The 18,419-nt window shown below is 43.9% G+C and carries 11 protein-coding genes; 6 read left to right on the plus strand and 5 right to left on the minus strand.

Annotation, left to right across the window (positions count from 1 at the left end; translation table 11 throughout):
- The first annotated feature begins 377 nt into the window (after positions 1 to 377).
- The 3 genes from QUA23_RS16115 to QUA23_RS16125 all read left to right on the plus strand — a co-directional run bounded on the left by QUA23_RS16115 (position 378) and on the right by QUA23_RS16125 (position 12,687).
- Positions 378 to 10,667, plus strand: coding sequence for a DUF4347 domain-containing protein (locus QUA23_RS16115; RefSeq protein WP_333076906.1), 10,290 nt, complete (start codon positions 378 to 380; stop codon positions 10,665 to 10,667).
- 427 nt (positions 10,668 to 11,094) lie between these two features.
- Positions 11,095 to 11,355, plus strand: a complete 261-nt coding sequence (locus tag QUA23_RS16120) for a hypothetical protein (RefSeq protein WP_333076907.1) — start codon at positions 11,095 to 11,097, stop codon at positions 11,353 to 11,355.
- 537 nt (positions 11,356 to 11,892) lie between these two features.
- A complete protein-coding gene (locus QUA23_RS16125) occupies positions 11,893 to 12,687 on the plus strand; it encodes a leucine-rich repeat domain-containing protein (protein ID WP_333076908.1) in 795 nt (264 codons plus the stop codon).
- A gap of 109 nt (positions 12,688 to 12,796) precedes the next feature.
- On the opposite strand, the gene QUA23_RS16130 is transcribed toward QUA23_RS16125, so the two are convergent.
- The 3 genes from QUA23_RS16130 to QUA23_RS16140 all read right to left on the minus strand — a co-directional run bounded on the left by QUA23_RS16130 (position 12,797) and on the right by QUA23_RS16140 (position 15,017).
- The gene (locus QUA23_RS16130; protein WP_333076909.1) at positions 12,797 to 13,150 is read right to left on the minus strand and encodes a hypothetical protein; all 354 of its coding nucleotides are present in this window, start codon (positions 13,148 to 13,150) and stop codon (positions 12,797 to 12,799) included.
- A gap of 309 nt (positions 13,151 to 13,459) precedes the next feature.
- On the minus strand, positions 13,460 to 14,110 hold the full coding sequence (locus QUA23_RS16135; RefSeq protein ID WP_333076910.1) for a hypothetical protein: 651 nt from the start codon (positions 14,108 to 14,110) through the stop codon (positions 13,460 to 13,462).
- Between the two features lie 16 nt (positions 14,111 to 14,126).
- A complete protein-coding gene (locus QUA23_RS16140) occupies positions 14,127 to 15,017 on the minus strand; it encodes a hypothetical protein (protein ID WP_333076912.1) in 891 nt (296 codons plus the stop codon).
- 268 nt (positions 15,018 to 15,285) lie between these two features.
- Between QUA23_RS16140 and QUA23_RS16145 the strand changes: the two genes are divergently transcribed.
- The gene (locus tag QUA23_RS16145; protein WP_333076913.1) at positions 15,286 to 16,044 is read left to right on the plus strand and encodes a phytochelatin synthase family protein; all 759 of its coding nucleotides are present in this window, start codon (positions 15,286 to 15,288) and stop codon (positions 16,042 to 16,044) included.
- A 134-nt stretch (positions 16,045 to 16,178) separates the two neighbouring features.
- Positions 16,179 to 16,493: a YciI family protein gene (locus QUA23_RS16150; protein WP_333076914.1), complete on the plus strand. Its 315-nt coding sequence runs from the start codon at positions 16,179 to 16,181 to the stop codon at positions 16,491 to 16,493.
- A gap of 402 nt (positions 16,494 to 16,895) precedes the next feature.
- Here QUA23_RS16150 and QUA23_RS16155 read toward each other — a convergent pair whose 3' ends face one another.
- Both QUA23_RS16155 and QUA23_RS16160 read right to left on the minus strand, forming a co-directional pair.
- On the minus strand, positions 16,896 to 17,555 hold the full coding sequence (locus tag QUA23_RS16155; RefSeq protein WP_333076916.1) for a DUF1295 domain-containing protein: 660 nt from the start codon (positions 17,553 to 17,555) through the stop codon (positions 16,896 to 16,898).
- Positions 17,556 to 17,608: 53 nt separating this feature from the next.
- The gene (locus QUA23_RS16160; RefSeq protein ID WP_333076919.1) at positions 17,609 to 17,854 is read right to left on the minus strand and encodes a tyrosine-type recombinase/integrase; all 246 of its coding nucleotides are present in this window, start codon (positions 17,852 to 17,854) and stop codon (positions 17,609 to 17,611) included.
- A gap of 243 nt (positions 17,855 to 18,097) precedes the next feature.
- On the opposite strand from QUA23_RS16160, the gene QUA23_RS16165 reads away from it, so the two are divergent.
- Complete coding sequence (locus QUA23_RS16165) at positions 18,098 to 18,280, plus strand: hypothetical protein (protein ID WP_333076921.1); 183 nt, start codon at positions 18,098 to 18,100, stop codon at positions 18,278 to 18,280.
- The last annotated feature ends 139 nt before the right edge of the window (positions 18,281 to 18,419 follow it).

An 18,419-nucleotide genomic window follows, 5' to 3' on the forward strand; every position in this document is an offset into this window, starting at 1 on the left:
TCCTGGCACATCTTTAGATGAACTCATCTGTGCCTACTGCGCTCAATAGTGTCTCTTTTTTATTTGAAATGACTATAATCTCCAACGATCTTTCTGGAAGCACTTCCGTCGGCTGTATTTTTCAAAATTGACCACGAATCGCGATCGTGACATGGCTTTCGGAGTATTTCTACTCAAATCTCACCGACTGATCGACTCTTCCTTCCCACCCCAACTGTGTGTGTGCCAGTTGAGGGTGCGGAATGTGGGTTTTATGAATAAATATTAAAAGAAATTGAGAGATGCCGTTCTCACTTATATCTAGTATTATTGTATAACTCATCTATCCGCCGACATAGATTTTCTTGAATAATCCTTAATCCAGGGAATAGCCAGCCATGAATTTCACCGGATCAACCCATTCCAGTACCTTAGTCTTCATTGATTCTAACGTTACCGATATTAATCATCTGCTCACGGGTCTTGCTTCTAATACCGAAGTGATTACCCTCGATACAACCCAGGATGGAATTGAACAAATTACCCAAGCGCTCTCAGAACGAAAAAATATTGACAGCATTCAAATCGTTTCTCACGGTGCAGACGGACAGCTACAACTCGGCGCAACAACATTAACCTCAGAAACCTTAAACACTTATACTCAGCAGTTGAGCCAGTGGGGGCAAGCACTGAACCCCGATGGAAATATTCTACTTTTAGGCTGTAATGTCGCCGCCTCTGACAGCGGAAAAGCCTTTGTACAACAGTTAAGCCAGATCACAGGCGCCCATATTGCCGCCTCCGATGACCAGACCGGAAATGCGAACCTCGGTGGAGACTGGCTATTAGAATATGCAACCGGGTTAATTGACGCGCCTCTCGCTTTTCAACTCGCAGCAATGGAAGCTTACGAAGGCGTACTCGCGAACTTTTCAGTTAGCACCCCCGATGGATTAAGAAATGCCCTAGAAGCCGATAATCAAGCGAAGAATAACTTTGAAGCCGATCAAATTACTTTAACAGGTAATATTAGCGGATTTACTGAATCCTTTGCCATCGATCTTCAGGATGGTGAACCTTTATCTATTATTGGAAACGGTCGTACTATTGATGGCGGGAATAACACTCAACTCTTTAATATTGTCAGTGGAAAAGTGGTTCTCTCTAACCTTACCCTTCAAAATGGTTTAGTCAAGGGAGGAGATGGTGCTGGTGGCGGTGGCGGTGGTTTAGGTGCGGGTGGTGCTTTGTTTGTCAGTGGTGGGAACGTCACCGTTGAGAGTGTCACCTTTAATAATAACCAAGCCAGAGGCGGAAACTCTCCTAACGGCGCTGGTGCTGGTGGTGGCTCTGACAACGCAGGACAACCAGGAGGCAGTGGCGGAAAGCTAAATAATGGGTTGGAAACTCCTGGTGCTGGCGGTCAGGGTGGTGATACACACGGGGGGGAAAACCGTGGCGACGCTCAAGCCAAGCAATTTGGGGGAGCGGGTAGTTTTGGCACAGGTGGCGGAGGTGCTGGTGGTGGGGGTGGAGACGGTGCAGATCCTGTGTTCGACCAAGATGCGGGTCGAAATGGTGGTAACGGAGGTCAAGGAGGATTTGGCGGTGGCGGTGGTGGTGGCGGTGGTGGTGGACGGGATGATGGAGATGGGTTTGGTGGTGATGCTGACAGACATGGTTACAGAGGAGCCGGAGGTCAAGCTGGAGAATTTGGAGGCAATGGCGGGGGTGATGGGGGAGAATTTCAAGACGGCGCTCAAGGTGGCGGCGGTGCTGGTTTAGGCGGAGCCATTTTCGCCAACGAGGGTGCATCGTTAAGCTTAATTAATGCAACGTTTAATAATAACCGTGCTGAGGGAGGTACGGGAGCGAATAACGGTCAAGGTCAAGGGGGGGCAATTTTTGCCAGAACGGGTGCTGTTGTTAATACGGTGAATGTGAATTATAGTGGGAATTTTGCTTCATCAGGTAGTAATAATGGATACGGAAATATTGGTAATCTCACCCTTCCGACATTATCAGTTTCTAATTTAACTAACCCTGCTGAATTCAATACAAACGGAGCATTCCAACTAACACTTGATCGAGCGTTTTTTAACGATATTACCGTTAATTATAATATTGCTGGAACGGCAACCAAAGACACAGATTATACGATTCCCCAAACCATTGTTATTCCGGCGGGTCAAACAGTTGCTGAAATTCCTGTCACCGTAAAAGACGATATCGGCTTTGATCCGAATGAAACGATTCTTTTAACCCTAGCAGCAGGAAGCCCAAATTTTTATACCATTGGCGCTGCTAATAGTGCCACACTAACCCTGAATGACAACGAACCAGAAGTTAGTATCACCGCCGGAACCACTCCAAAAGAAGCGGCTGAAGTTTCTGGAACCTTTAATATTAACTTAACCCAACCTGCTCCGGATGGAGGGTTGGAAATTCAATATACAGTTGCAGGAACGGCTAGCAAAGATGACTACACTGCCACATTAAATGGTAATGTAATTCCTTCAGGTTCTCTGATTATTCCGGCGGGAGCCACTACAGCGTCAGTTAATCTTAAACCCGTTGATGATAGTTTGATAGAAGGGGAAGAAACGCTAAAATTTACGCTGATTGAACCCTCGGATTTAGAAAAATATGCGGTTAAAGATGATGCAACCGAAGCAACTTTATCAATCACCGATAACGAAAAACTACCCATTGTTAAACTCGGAAAAATTGGCAACCCGTCAGAACAAGGACCAACTTCGGGCAGTTTTAGCATCTTTTTAGCCGATCCAGAAACAGGCGAACCGTTAAAAAATTCCCCGTTAAAAAGCGATGGACAAGCTTTAGAATTAGAAGTTTCCTATGAAATTAGCGGAACTGCAAATAACGGAGCCGATTATTCTGAGATCTTAACGTCTCCGATTACCATTCCCGCCGGAAAAACGAGCGCCGCTTTACCTGTAGAAACCTTAGAAGATCTGATTGATGAAAACGATGAAACCGTTACAATTACCCTCAAAGATGTTAAACCCGAGGGTGCCATTTATACGATTGACACGACCCCTGCAACCTTAAATCTAACGGATAATGATACGGTGGGAATTACCGTTTCTCCGATTAACGGTTCTACCCATGAACAGGGAGGAGAAGCTGGTTTTACCGTCCAACTGAATAGTCAACCCGAACAACCTGTTACCTTCAATTTTACCAGTTCTGACACCACAGAAGGACAACTTCCAACCCCATCAATTACCTTTGATAGTAGTAATTGGAATCCACTTCAAACGGTTAAAGTGAAAGGCGTTGATGATAGTGAAAGAGATGGCGAGCAAAGCTATTCGATTCAAACCACAATTAGCAGCGATGATGTTAATTATAGTACACTTAGCCTAGCAGGTATTCCCGTCATAAATATTGACGACGAAACCGAAAACGTTTTAATTTCTCAGTCCAATGGAAGCACAGAAATTAGCGAAGCAGGTGCAACCGATAGCTTTGAAGTGGTCTTAACGGGTTTTCCAATTAATGATATTGTTGTTAACGTGACCCCAGATTCACAAACGGATCTTGGTAACGGACTCGGACAACCGCTCGCCTTAAATTTCACCCCAGAAACTGCCAGTACCCCGCAAACTGTCACCGTTAAAGCTGTTGATGATGATGTTGTAGAAGGCAAACATCAAAGCAAAATTAGCTATATTGCCAATAGTATCGATCCGCTTTATGCAGGTTTAAAAGGGGAAATAAACGCTGCGATCGCAGATAATGATAGTCCAACCGTTAGCGTTAAATCGGCTGGAAATGGAAGTGAACAAAGCATCGTTCCTGGTATTTTCCAGCTAACCTTAGATCATCCCGCACCCAGCGAAGGATTAACCGTTAATTACACGATTTTAGGGGTGGCAACGCCAGGGGGAGATTATAAAGCCGTTGGTTTAAATACAGCTTCAAAAACAGGGTCAGTTTATATTGCACCCGGACAAACCGGAGCTAATCTAAATATTACCCCAATTCAAGATTTAATCACCGAAATAGGCGGAGAAAGCGTCACCGTTCAATTAGAAACAGGTGCAGGATATAACATCGGAACAGCCACACCAGTTAACGTTCTGATCACCGATGATGATGTGCCAGGGGTGCGAGTTTTAGAAACTGGAAATGGGACTCAAGTGGTTGAACAAAATGCCACTCCACCGACTATTAATAAAGCCGACACTTATCAAATTTCCCTCACCAGTTCCCCAGCCGTCGGTGAAATTGTTACCATTACACTGAATTATAATGCTGCCAATTTACAACTCCTCGACGCGAACCAAAATCCCATTACCGAAATTACATTTGACTCCACCAACTGGAATCAATCTAAAACGATTACCGTTGTCGGTTTAAATGATAATCAACCCGGAACCCTTGAACAACTGATTACCCACAGTACCAGCAGCACCGATCCAACTTCTTCCTATAATACTGGCTTAGAAATTGATGGGAAACTCCTTCCTAATGTCACCGTTGCGATTACTGAACCGACTTATAATTCTGCGGAAATTGCCGACGGATTAGGGTTACTTCTTGAACGCATTGCCGAAAGTTTGCGGCAAATGTTTAAAGATACCAGCGTTCCAATAATTGGTTCTCTGAGTGGTTCTGAACCCGCATTTATTGACACCATCAAAAATAATATTGTCAATGCGGTTAAAAGTACCGCTAACCTCACACAAGACAAGTTAAAAACGTTACTCACCGACCAATTAAAGACCATTTTTCCCGATGTAAACGTGATTTCATCGGCTCTCCCAGAAGACGTTTCGTTTAGTATTGATTTGGGGAAACGTTACGCTACCGCAGCCAATTTATCGAAAGATTTTGGTTTACCGGGTTTGGGTTTAGAAGTCGAGGGTCAAGCGGAAGCAAGTTTTGAATACGATTTAGACTTAAAGTTTGGCTATCATCAAGATTTTGGCTTCTATGTTGACACCGCAGGAACCAAACTTTCAGCCGATGCGTTGGTGGGTTTAAACGATAACTTTAATGCGAAGGCGACCTTGGGTTTCCTTGAATTAAATGTTGCAAATGGCGCTGAAGATAAAGTGAATGGGGGAACTAAAAAAACTCAAGCCTCACTAGACGCTAAATTTGCATTGAAAGATATTGATCTAAATGCAGAAGGAGGTTTAATTGCAGATTCTGGGGATGGAAACCGACTCACGTTAACCGAATTAAAAGGATTTAATCAACTTCGTCAAAACAATCAAGTTACCCTTGAAAATCTGTTTGACCTCGATATTGAAGCAGGCGCTCAAGTCGGATTAAATGCTAAAACGACTATTCTCGGAAGTTCTGCCATTCCTTCCTTTAATTTCGAGGTAGCGGGACAATTTGATATCCTCAAAGTAGACGGTTTTAAAGTCACTGGCCCCCAAACCCCGCAAATTGATTTTCAAAATGTTGCGATCGATATTGGCAGCTTTGTGAGCAACTTTGCCAAACCGATTTTAGAACAAGTTGATAAAGTTTTGCAACCGTTTCGGCCTCTCGTTGATGTTCTAATTCAAGATACTAAATTACTATCTAAATTAGGATTAGAGGAAGTCTTTGATAAGAAATGGCCGATTCCCAATGGGGGAGATGATCAGGTTTCAACCTTAGAATTAGCGGATGTTATTTTAAAGGTTTTAGGGAACGAACTTCCGCCAAAAGTGTATCAGTTTTTAGATACATTCATCAAGGTTGATAACTTCGTCAAGCAAGTTAATAGTTTGCCGGCGGGTGAAACCATTCTCATTCCCCTCGGTAATTTTAAATTGCCTAAATGGCAGGATTTAAGCAAACTGAGTGAGAGTGAAGTTGATACGATCGCCCAAAATACAACAAGCTTGAGAGCAGATTTTGAGCAAATCTTCCAGACGGCAACGGATAGTGCTAAAAAGCAAGCGGCAGAATATTTGAAAGGATTAACCGCCGATCTGTCCTTACCCAGTCTTGAATCTGTTCTCGCGCTTCAGCAAAACGTTAATCTGCTCGAAACTGAACTCAATAACCTTCTCCAAACCACCCCGGATAGTGCGAAAAAACAAGCGATTCAATTCCTAACAGATTTTGCAGATCGCCTACCCTCATCGCAATTTGGTGATTTTAGCAAGCTTAATTTAAGCGAGATTGAGCAACAAGCCAACGATGTTAAAACCGAACTGGATAAAATTATCCAAAATCCCAGTAGTTCTAGTCAAAAAGCAACTACTGAATTTACGAAAAATTTCACTTATGGTGATGGGAATACCGCCTCTCTTTTTGATATTCCCCTACTCAAAGATCCGAAAAAAGCGATCGGTTTATTGTTAGGTCAAGATGTCCCTTTATTTACCTTTGATGTTCCTGAAGTTGCCTTTAATGTCGGGGTGCGACAAACCTTCCCCATTTATGGCCCAATTCGGGGTTTACTGGAAGGTAAATTTGGTGCTTCCGCCGACTTTGCTATTGGTATGGATACCTTCGGTTTGCGGCAGTGGAAAGCGAAAGATTTTGCCGCTAATCAAGCGTATCGCATCCTTGATGGGTTCTATATTAGCGATCGCGAAAAGCCGGATGGTACGGGTGCAGATGTGGCAGAAATTAAGCTCACTGCCACCGTTGCAGCAGGCGCAGGTATCGATATTGTCGTCGCTTCTGGTTATCTCAAAGGCGGAGTTGAAGGGTTATTTAACCTCGATTTAGTTGATAAAGGTGAAGCCAATAAAACCGATGATGGTCGCATTCATGCGATCTCTGAAATTGTTCCTCGTTTTGATGATTTGTTAAGTTTAATCGGAGAAGTTAACGCCTTTCTTGGTGCAGAAGTTACGCTATTTGGTGAAACCGTTTATGATAAGCATTTTGCCACCTTTAACTTAGCAAAATTCAAAATCGGGAACAGCAGTATCGGAAAAGTACAGGATGGTTATATTTCGGGAGGCAAGGTTTTCTTAGATGCTAATTTTAACGGCATTCAAGATTTTGCTGATCTCAATAGTAACGGAATTCGCGATTTTGAGGATCTCAATAATAACGGAATTCACGATACTTATTCCGCACCCGATCTCGATACCGGAGAAATCGTTCAACTGCTCGAAGTTTTCAGCGAACCCTTTAGCGAACCCAGTACAATTACCAGTCCTGATGGTAGCTACGATCTCAATATTTTCAATCATTTTGATACGAATGGCAATGGAAATATTGATGCCGATGAAGGTCGAATGATTGTGATTAATGGAGTTGATACCTCGACCTTCCTCCCCCAAATTGTTCCTCTTACAACCACCCCCAAAGCAACCATTGCTTCACCCCTAACGTTGCTCGCTTCCCAAGGTTTAACCCCTGATTTTGACGGAGCTACAACTCAAGTTAAAAATGCGTTTAGTCTGCCGTCCGCGTTAGATTTATTAACGGATATTCCGACGGATGTAGACATTAAAGTTCTGGGGTTACAGGTAAAACTTCAGAATCTGATTATGGCAGCAACCCGAAGCCTTTCCGAAGCACCGTTTATCGGCTTACAAATTGATTCAGCCGAGGTTAAAAATCAAGCGGGTTTACTGTATCTGGATCGCAACGGTAACGATCAGTTTGCTACCGAAGAACCTGAAGTCATTAGCGATCCGGCTAATGGTGGAATTCGTTTTCTCGATCTGGATGGTAATGAACAATTAGATAGTGGAGAAGTCTCTTCTCCCGTTGCAACCGCCGGAATTGCTAAAGCTGTATTCCAAACCGTTGCCACTTTAATTCAGAACGGAGAAACACCCAACTTAAGTGATGAAACGGTTGTTAAAACGTTGCTAGAAAATGCTATTTCTGGTTTAACTCAACAAGACCCAAATTTAACTCTGGATGCCGATATTTTAACCGCAACAGTTGCAGAAATTATCGGGAAGAATCAAAGCGTTGATAGCATTCTCGCCAATACGGCTTTGGATGAAGCTACTGCTCGTCAGCAAATCGTCAAACCTTGGGTTTTCTTTGATGCGAATTATAATAAAGTTCAAGATGCAAACGAACTCTTCGCTTATCAAGCCAGTGATGGGACGAATGAGTTAGAAATTCCCGTTGCTCAATTTGATGCAAATGGCAATGGTCGCCTCGATCCGAATGAAGGAGAAACCCTCGAAGTTGAAGCTTTTGAATCAGTCGAATTAGCAACAGGTTACTCGCAGCTTGTGACGAATCCGTTTGAAACTTTAGTTCGATTATTAGCTGAACCTGTTGATCCCGAAGCTGCACAAACCCAAGTTAAAACGGCTTTAGGGCTTCCTAATGTTGATCTCTATAACTTTGACCCGCTCAAAGCAATTGCAGAAGGGAATCCAGACGGTTTAATTGTCTTCAGCAAACAAGCGCAAATTTATAATACGTTGGTGCAATTAAGCCAGTTTCTCAGTAGTTCTAGCGGTGAAGCGACCAATCGCATTTTAGAAGAACTCACGAAACAGATTAACCAACCGCATGTAACGCTAAATTTGAGTGATCCAACCCCAATTCAAGCACTCATTCAGGTGATTAATCCTAATATTTCGGCAAATACGGCGGCGGGTGTTGCGAATATTATTGTTGCTGGAAATATCCGCATTGAGCAATTAGTTTCCGACTCACCTCTGAACTTGGTTCAAAAAGCAACAGAAATTGCGAAAGTTCAGCAGGTTCTTCAAGGAAAAACAGCCACCGATTTACAAAAAGTGGGAGCAGGAACGTTATCCATTGAACAAGCGATCGCGGCTCATACGGATGAAGCTCTTAATACTCAAATTCAAGCTTCAACCGCTCAAGATCCAACTTTCCAACTCGATCTAATCAATAATAATCCAACGGCTGAAGCTGATGCTAATATCACAACCTTGGAAGATACTCCAATCACAATTAATCTGCTGGAAAATGACACAGAGACTGATAGTGGTGACTCCCTAACAGTAACAATGGTTGGCAGTTTAGCGATTGACGATGGGGGACAAATTACAGCCATTCTGCCAGAAACAAGCCAAGGTGGGACGTTAGAAGTGAGCGAGGATGGAAAATCAATTACCTATACTCCTGCTGTTAATTATTTTGGTGAAGATAGCTTCTTTTACCTGATTAAAGATAGTAAAGGCAGTGTTGCGAATGCGGAAGTGGCAATCAATGTTACGTCCGTTAACGATGCTCCTGAACGGATCACCGAAACTCCTGATCAGTTGAATGTTCAGCAGGGTCAGCCATTTACCCTCGATGTCTCTCCTAACTTTAGTGACCCCGATGGCGATGTGTTGGTGTTTTCAGCCGCCGGACTTCCAACTGGCTTGAATATTGATCCGGTAACGGGCATCATTAGCGGTACTCCCACTGTTGGCACTGTTAGTCCGTTAGCGATGGGCTTCGCCCAGCCGGAGGCTATCGCAGTTACGGCAACTGATACCAGTGGAGCAACCGTTAGCGATCAGTTCGACTTGAGCGTTAACGCGCTTCCTCAGCCGACGTTGCAACCTACACCGCAACCCACACCGCAACCCACACCGCAACCCACACCTGAGCCAACGCCTCAACCGACGTTGCAACCTACACCGCAACCCACACCTGCATCAACACCTGCACCAACCCCCGCACCAACCCCCGCACCAACACCCGCACCAACACCCGCACCAACCTTACCAACCCCTGCACCAACGCCTGCACCAACGCCTGCACCAACGCCTGCACCAACGCCTGCACCACCCTTACCAACGCCTGGGGAAACACCGACACCGACGCTAACACCATCGATAACACCAACAACCAACAACATCCCTAACGATGATTGCATCTGCGATGACATTGCTTATCCCAACTTAAACCAACCGAATAGGGTTGAAAACACCATACAGGGTGTATCGTCCATTCAAATAGGCACTGCCCAAAACGAGGAATTTCTCGGCACTAACAACGGCAATATATTCGATGCCAAATCAGGGAATGACAACTTATATGGTGAAGCCAGCAACGACATCTTTAATGGCAACCAAGGCAACGACTTCATCACTGGAGGCAAAGGTGACGACATCCTCTATGGAGATGAAGGAAACGACATCGTTCTTGGCGAAGTGGGCAACGATTTAATCTTCGGAGGCAAAGGCAATGACTTGTTACATGGCCGCGAAGGTATTGACATCATTTATGGCAACAAAGATGATGACTTCATCGATGGTGGCAAGGATAATGACACCTTATATGGAGGCAAAGGTAACGACATTTTGCTTGGCAGTCAAGGTGATGACAATCTGTTTGGACAGCAGGGAAATGATACCATCTGTGGCGGTGAAGGTAATGACTTAATCAACGGTGATGAAGGAGCAGATATCCTGGGAGGGTGTGCCGGAAATGATACTCTGTTCGGAGGCCTAGATAACGATACTCTCACAGGTGGCAAAGGCTCCGATCTCCTTGATGGAGGCATGGGCAATGATAGTTTGATAGGCGGTAGTGGCAATGATATCTTTGCCTTAAAAGCGGGTCTTGGATTTGATATCATCGCTGATTTTACCATCGGTCAAGACTTGATTGGATTAAGCGGAGGTTTGAGTTTTGGTCAGTTAGCAATAACTCAAAATACTCAGGGAACTCTCATCAAGAATATCTTGACAGGAGAGGAGTTAGGCGTGATGGTTGGAGTGAGTGCGAATGCGATAACATCGGCTAATTTCCGGTTGATTTAGGAAAGGAAGGAAAGTGCGAGAGCCCATTTGATCCAAAAGGGATCTCGCACTTGACCCAAAAGTCGAGATCCAAATGTGATCGCACTTGAGAAGCCCGACTTCTGTAAGCCGTTGGGCTTCTCGCCTTCATGCTCAACCTTTTCTAAGTCCTGCTACAGATAGAGACTCTAAAATAAATTCCCATCCCGTCAAAGAAGCAATAACTTCCAACCTCAACTTATTTAACTCTTTTTGCTGAGCAATGCTCTCAACTCTTCTATTTGGTCACATCTCAACTGTCAAGAACCTAAAATCTGAAATTATTTGACCAGAAAGGGCGACCGATATTCTGTTCGCTGTCGCATAGCGTGCGATCGCGCTTGCCGACAAATCACAAGAACCAGAATCCTCAACTAATCTCAAAGTTAGTTCTTTACCGCAATTGCTCATGGGTAGCCAATCTACAGCCAAAACTATGTTTCTCCTCGCCTCTATGGTGGGCTGGCTTATCGTTGGTGCATCTTTGATGTATCTTTTTCCGGTCGTCGCAGATTGGTTAATATCCGACGCTCGCACCCATCTATGGATGCAGACCCTCAGCCGTAGCGGTTACAATCCTATGCTGGCTTGGGTAGGAGGAGGCATCACTCTGGTTATTACCGTGTCGGGGTATATCCTCTGGCATCAGAGGTTTGAAGGCAAGATTTAGAGCGATGGTCACAGATCGATTTTGGAGCGATCGAGTTCTGAGTTCAAAGAAGTGTGGGAGGCATGAGCGGTGAGGCGTAAAAAAAGCCTCCCAAGACGACTATCATAATTTTAGATATTTATAAGTGCTGGTTTGATATACAGTGCTTACTTTTTGGAAAACAGCGAGTGCTATATTTCTGAAACTTTGGGCTTCTGTAAAGCAAGATAGTATTAATGAATCTGAATTGGCAACACTTATTAAATTCTCAGTGATTTAGTCTTTAAGTTTCTGCTAGATTGCCTTTAGGTCTTAATAAGAGCATGGATAGTAGAGATTGAAAGCTTAAATTTTATTACAATATGCTTTCCAGCTTATCTACGTTACCTTAATTCTTTTCTCATTTGATGAAAATTAGGCGTAATAACCTCCCATTCTTTCACCGGGTAGGGCTATGTCCTTGATTTTATAAAGCTTTTGATGGGGTTGTCACCCCGTCAGCTACCAAACAAAAATTATTGTCATCACAATGAAATGAATCCTACCGAGACAAAGAATATGACGCGAAACGAAGCAATGCGACGAATTGACCGGGCAGCCCAGGAAAATTGGAAGAAACTGGATTTGTCGGGGTTGGACTTGGAGGAAGTGCCCTCGGAAATTGGCAAATGTACGCAGCTTGAGACGTTCGTGTTAATGGAATTCCAGTTCATGCCATTCCAAGAAAAAGGGAAAGAAAGGGGAAAACGGCTAACTAAGTTTCCTGATGCTGTTCTTCAATTAACCAACTTAAAAATACTTAACCTCCATGGCAATGAGATAACCTCCATCCCAGAGGCTATAGGGCAACTGTCCAATCTTACACTGCTTGAACTCGGTCTGAATCAGATTACCTCCATCCCAGAAAACATCAGGCAACTGTCCAATCTGACACTGCTCTACCTCGGGCACAATCAAATAACCAAAATCCCAAAAACCATCGGGCAACTGTCCAATCTGACAGTGCTCTACCTCCATGACAATCAGATTACTTCCATCCCAGAAACCATCGGGCAACTATCCAATCTGATATGGCTTGACCTCAGTCACAATCAAATAACCAAAGTCCCAGATGCAATCTGGCAAATGTCCAATCTTACACAGCTTGACCTCAGTCACAATCAAATAACCAAAGTCCCGGATGCAATCGGGCAACTGTCGGATCTGACACGCCTCTACCTCGCTAACAATCAAATAACCGAAATACCAGAGGTACTCAAGCAAATGTCGAATCAAATCAAGGTTGATTTAGATAACAATCCAATTACCCCAATCCAAAAGGCTATTGAGCTGCTATCCGATTATACACAGTAACCTGATAGCATTGACTTTATTCAACAAATCCGCATATCCTGACCCAGGGCTTAAAACTGCTACAGATTCATCAGTATCTAAGCATTTCCTCGCCTAACCTTACTCCTCACTAGCTAGAAAAACCCATTGGATGGAAACCAGAACGAGACGATGAATTCAGTCCCTTAATAATTTCTCGAACTTTTACAAAATCTTCTTTGTCCAAAATCTCTACATGAGCCTCAATTCTGAAAATATCATCAAGTCTTTCTTTGTCATTTTCTATAACTTTTAATATCTTCACAACCTTACTTGCAAACGAAAAGCATTCGTCACCGTCGTGAAGAATCAGCTCAATGTCATCCCCTACTTGTAAGCCCAAATTAAAATTGTACTTAGCAACTTGCTTCGACCAATTGATTTGTTCTTTTTCTACGTCTTTTTCTTCAAAAAGGGAAGGAATCATTACAAAATACTGAAACATACAGCTCGCTCCTAAATATATTAAAATAGTTTAGCTGTGAACTTATTTTCTTTTATAGTATTTAAGATTTATTTAATTATTTACGTCAGGAAAAATTATAGAAAATAAGAGTTTTATTTTTAATCAACTCTACGGGTAGCACTTCCAAGTCCTAGATAGGGAAATAAGCGTTTCCCCGCCTATATTGTTAGTGGCACACCCGCTCTGTCACGGCGGAAATTGTAGAATTAGGTGCTGAGTATTGGCACGGGTTTTGACAATCTTAGGGGTTGCAGGCTTAACAAACCCTCAATCTTCCTCTGAAAATTCTCACGGGTTAGGTCGAACGCAGCTCACGCCCCCATCGGGAAATTTCTCGTTCAAACTCTGATTGAAATAATACTGACACCAAAATTCTGCGACTTCTAACAACAGGGGTACAGATTCAGCCACGATACCCGAACCAGACTGCAATCCATAGCCTTCTACATATTCTCTAGCTAACTTGTAAACCCAATAGGGAAAATCTGTCTCTACAAAACAGCGCAGTGCATACTCTAGCTTTAGTAAATCTCCACTGCGGACAAAGCGCACCGTTGTCCACCTAAAATTACGGTAGTCATCCCCTTGCACCCCATCAATGTCTCTCAATAAGTTTCTCAAAGATTGCCGACTTTCGTAACTAGGGTTTTCTCGGTAACTGTCCATCAGTGAGATCGCTTCATCCACTAATTGTTTTTGCTGTTCCCATTCTTCCTCCGTAAAATGTTCTGGACAATTCGCCTGATTTATCTGCTGCTGCACCAGTCGAGCAATGTAGAGCGCAAACTTTTCGGCGACGAGTTCATCAACGCACAGACTTTTGATACTCGTCAGCCTGGTTATCGGTATGGCAAAGCGAGCTTTTTCAACTTCTTGGGTGGCTTGAATCCATTTTTTGATTTTCTTAGCAATAGCAAGCTGTTGTTTGTTTTGTTTCATTCTAAATTGCCGACTATTAATATCCCGATTGAAGCAGCGCTCCAGAAAGTAAATCTGTTAGTTGGAGTGTAACAGCCCACTGGTTTAAGTAAGCGAGATCGAGTCGTTCCTTTTGCACCTTCAAAACTCCCAACACATCCCTCCACTGCTTTTGGGAACCGCCAGGAATTAGTTTGTACCAACTGAGTTTTTGCAGGACGATATCTTCGGGTGAGTAGATGTAAATTCCCTCCTCTGTTAAACCGCTAACAGGGAAAAGTTGGCGTCGGCTCATCACGGAAGCCGAAAAAGGGTCATCGCTGCCCATCACAAAAATATCTGCTTTCTCCATCGAAGGCAAATAGATGACATTGAACGATGATTCGCGGGGTGCTGTTCTTGAATTGGCAATCGCTTCAGTCACAGCCGGCTCGCTTATGTAAAACTCGCCTGACATGGCATCAATTAACCTCTGTGCTGTTCGCGATTCCAGGTCAATTACTAAGTCCAAATCTTGCGTTGATCTGTTCTCTCCCAACAGCGAACTCGCCACCGAACCTCCCACAACATAGGGAATATTCAGCGGTAGCAAGATGCTGGCTATTTTTTGCGCTAACAGAATCGGATCAGCAATCACGAGTTCGCCCCAATCTTTACTGTCTGATAAAACTTCTATCCACTCAACACCCAAGCACCTTTTAATAAATTCTTGCCGAACTTTTGTCTCAGCAGCATTGGGATACTGGTTCTTTATTCCAGATATTGCCAGCCTTCGCACCGCTTGATTGAAAGCGCAAGTCCGCTGTACTTTTTGTTGGGGCGTTAACTGTCGCAATAGCTGAAACATCAGCACGTCCGCCTCAATGCTGGTATCGATAGATTGTGGCTTGTATCCTGACTTGACTGGGACTGTTGGTATTGGCGGCATGATGCAATGGAGATCGAGGGTATAGATTTCACAATTGTATTACATAATCCCTGTTTTTCAGACCGCTTGATAACAATGATATTTTTCCTTAATTATAATGAAAGTTTAACCCTGAAAAGACTTGCTATAATGATGTCCCAAGCAAAGGCGATAGTTACCCGATCTGCTAACCCAATCGCAAGGTTTAGACATTGTAAGGTTTAATTATTCAACGAAAAATTCTGACTAAGACTTTTTTCACACAACTGTTCTTGGGAGAGATGAAGATATGGACTTAAATCAAAAGTCGAGAAATCATCGATGGCGAGGGCGACTAATAAAAGCTGGAGGGGGTATTCTACTAATTTTCGGCACAGGTTTAAGCGTTTTTACCTGGAAAGCCTTCTCGCCACCTTCTGTTAATCGACTACCACTTCCCAGAACTTTAGTTTCCCTAGAATCACCCGAAGGACAACACCTATTGAGCCAGAGCAAGAGCAAACAGGATTTTCAACCGCTTAGCACCCACATTGAAACTCAAAAGCGTCCCGCCTATTGTGGTGTGGCTAGTAGTGTGATGGTTCTGAATGCACTCGGCAGCAAAAAACAGGGATATCGCACCCTCACCCAAGACACCTTTTTTGACGGTCAAACCCAGAGCATCCGTTCTTCTTATGCCGTCACTTTTTCGGGGATGACTCTTGATGAATTAGCGGCTTTGCTCAGAAGTCACAACGTAAAAGTTGAGGTCTACTATGCGTCGGAGACAACACTTAACCAATTTCGTACCCAAGCTAAAGCTAACCTTGCCCGTTCTGGCGACTATATAATCGTGAACTACCAACGCTCTGTTTTGGGTCAGGGTAAAAGCGGGCATATTTCTCCCCTTGCTGCCTATCACGAGCCAAGCGATCGGTTTCTGATTGAAGATGTAGCTAGTTATAAATATCCGCCTGTATGGACTTCTACTGAAAATCTTTGGAAAGCGATGAATACTATTGATTCAACTTCCAAAAAAACACGGGGCTATCTAGTTGTGCATCAGTAAAAGACCGAATTAAGCATTGCATAGGCTCCGCTTCAATCACTTACCAAAAAATGCCAAGACTGCGAGTGCGACCCAAAGTTCTTGGAGCATTATGCTATTTTTGATTTGAACTTTATCTGTTGTGGAAAAGCATTATGTCTAAACTTTTTGCCGTTGTTGTAGCAACCATTCCAGAGTATTACGCCTACAAAAACGCTCACCCAGAACACGACCCAAATCAGCTAGCTTGGTTTCGCGAGCAACAGGAGAAAGGAATACTGCTGTGTTGTGGCCCGTTTTTTCCCCATGATGGAACGGGGCTTTGGGTGATTCAGGCAGAAAATGTGGAAGAAGCTCAAAAGATTGTTAACAGCAGTCCCCGCGCCCTGGATGGTATGTTAGCAGAATCTACCAGAGTAGTGGAGTGGCAGTTGCATATTGGGTGCGAGCGTTTTGGGGATAGTAAATAGGTAGGGGCTATATATGTTATTCCCATCACTATGGCATATCGTTACTAGCGCCATCGCTGATGGCCTGCGAGGCAGGGCCGACGAATCAAAGAGGCGATCGGCTGGCCTGTACCCGCTTAACGGTATGCAGCAGCAGTTCAAGACTTTAAAACGCCTTGAGTTGATTTTCCTACGCCGCCTGCTTGATAGAAAACGGCCATAATTCCGCTCATCAATTCACTGCTGACACATCGGTCTTGAGTGCCAGCATAACAGGAGTATCAGTTACTTGTTCAACTCTATCTCGCGTCAAATGTCGCTACCTTTGAAAAGACCTTTCCTTCAGGACATACGAGCAGACAAAGGCATTCATAATGGAGACTCATTGTGAATGCCTAAAGTAGAGCCATAGATTGCTGGATATCACCAAATAAAGGGTATCAGACGAGTGCTGGCTTGTTGATACTCTTGATAGTTTGGGTACTTTTGAGACATTGACTGTTCTTTGGAGAAAATACGCTGTATGTAAAGTAGAGCAATTAAACTTGGTAGTAAATAAGACCAAATGGAACCCGCCACAACACTGAAACTTAGGTATCGCAGCAAATCACCAAAGTAGTTAATATTACGGGAAAAGCGCCAAATTCCATCACTAACTAAACCCGCTCCATGTTGCTTAGCCGTCAGTTTTTGAATGTCAGCCGTGGCATTGATTAGAGAGCCAAAAAAGAAGAGCGGCAGCGCGACAGCAGCGGCTGCCCAAGAGAGAGGCTCCGGGTTTGTGAAGGCTAAATATCCTGGGAAAGAGTAAAAAACACCGACAAATAATAAACTGAAGATGAAGCCAGTAACTCCTATCGGCTCGCTGAATATCTGTTGTCGCCGCAAGGGATAAAACCATTGCTCAACAAGCCACCACAGACAATAACTAATGTGCAAACAAAGATAGATGATTTGGCGCAGGTCTTTGATGCCAAAAATTAAGGCATAGGCAACCAATAATAAAATGGTGAGGACTTTTGCCGTATTAATCGCTGTCAGTTGGGTAATCCCAGAACGAGTTGAACTAGCTGTGTTCTCCATTGTTTTTCCAGAAATAAACGTCATCGTAGATTCAACAGAGGGCGAACGCTTGATTAAATTGGAGCGCACGCGGCTCTTAGTAGGAGTGCGATCCGGTTTTTAGTCATGATAAACCGACAGGTACTATCCATTGGGTGTACGTGAAGATAGACACTGGTCGCCGAAATTGAAGTATGTCCTAGAGTAGCTTGTACCAAATGGAGCGGTGCGCCTTTGTCAAGAGAATGTGACGCATGAGCGTGACGCAACCAATGGGGGGATACTTTAGCCGCAACGTCCGGTTCTATGGGCGATCGCAAAGGAACGGGCTAACTTTGTCCAGTCCCGTCTTGAACCAAGCGGCGGAGGCTGTGTATTCTACGCCCTCCGTGAGCTGGACTACCCACGTTAAGAAATCCCCGTCTACCGATTAGTAATGCAGTATTTGCGGCAAACTTTGTGGTATCGGGTCTATTGTGCATGATTGGCGAGATAGAAAGACACGGACAAGCCAAGATACTCACCCAAGCTGACGGGAGTAAATATCGGCAACATCTACGCTGGTGGCACAATCAGAAGCCTACAGGGTAGAGGCAAATGCCAATAATGCGCGAGCGCCCAACTCCTCTTTGACATGGATACCAAAATTACCGCTGCGAGAAAAACGCCGCGCCCAAACCCAAGTCATCAAACAGGGTATGATGCCAGAATTTTTAACCAAAACAACGAGGATAATTGATAATTAATAATTTCTTTGCTCGTCTGGGACTTTAGACCTTAAACAAACTTTTTCATCAACTACTAAATCCCACTAAGTAATATGACCCACTTCGCTATTATTTGCCCATCAGCCATCGGACATCTTAACCCCATGTGTGTCCTGGG

The organism is Microcoleus sp. Pol1C5, assembly GCF_036701115.1.
Lineage (GTDB): Bacteria > Cyanobacteriota > Cyanobacteriia > Cyanobacteriales > Microcoleaceae > Microcoleus.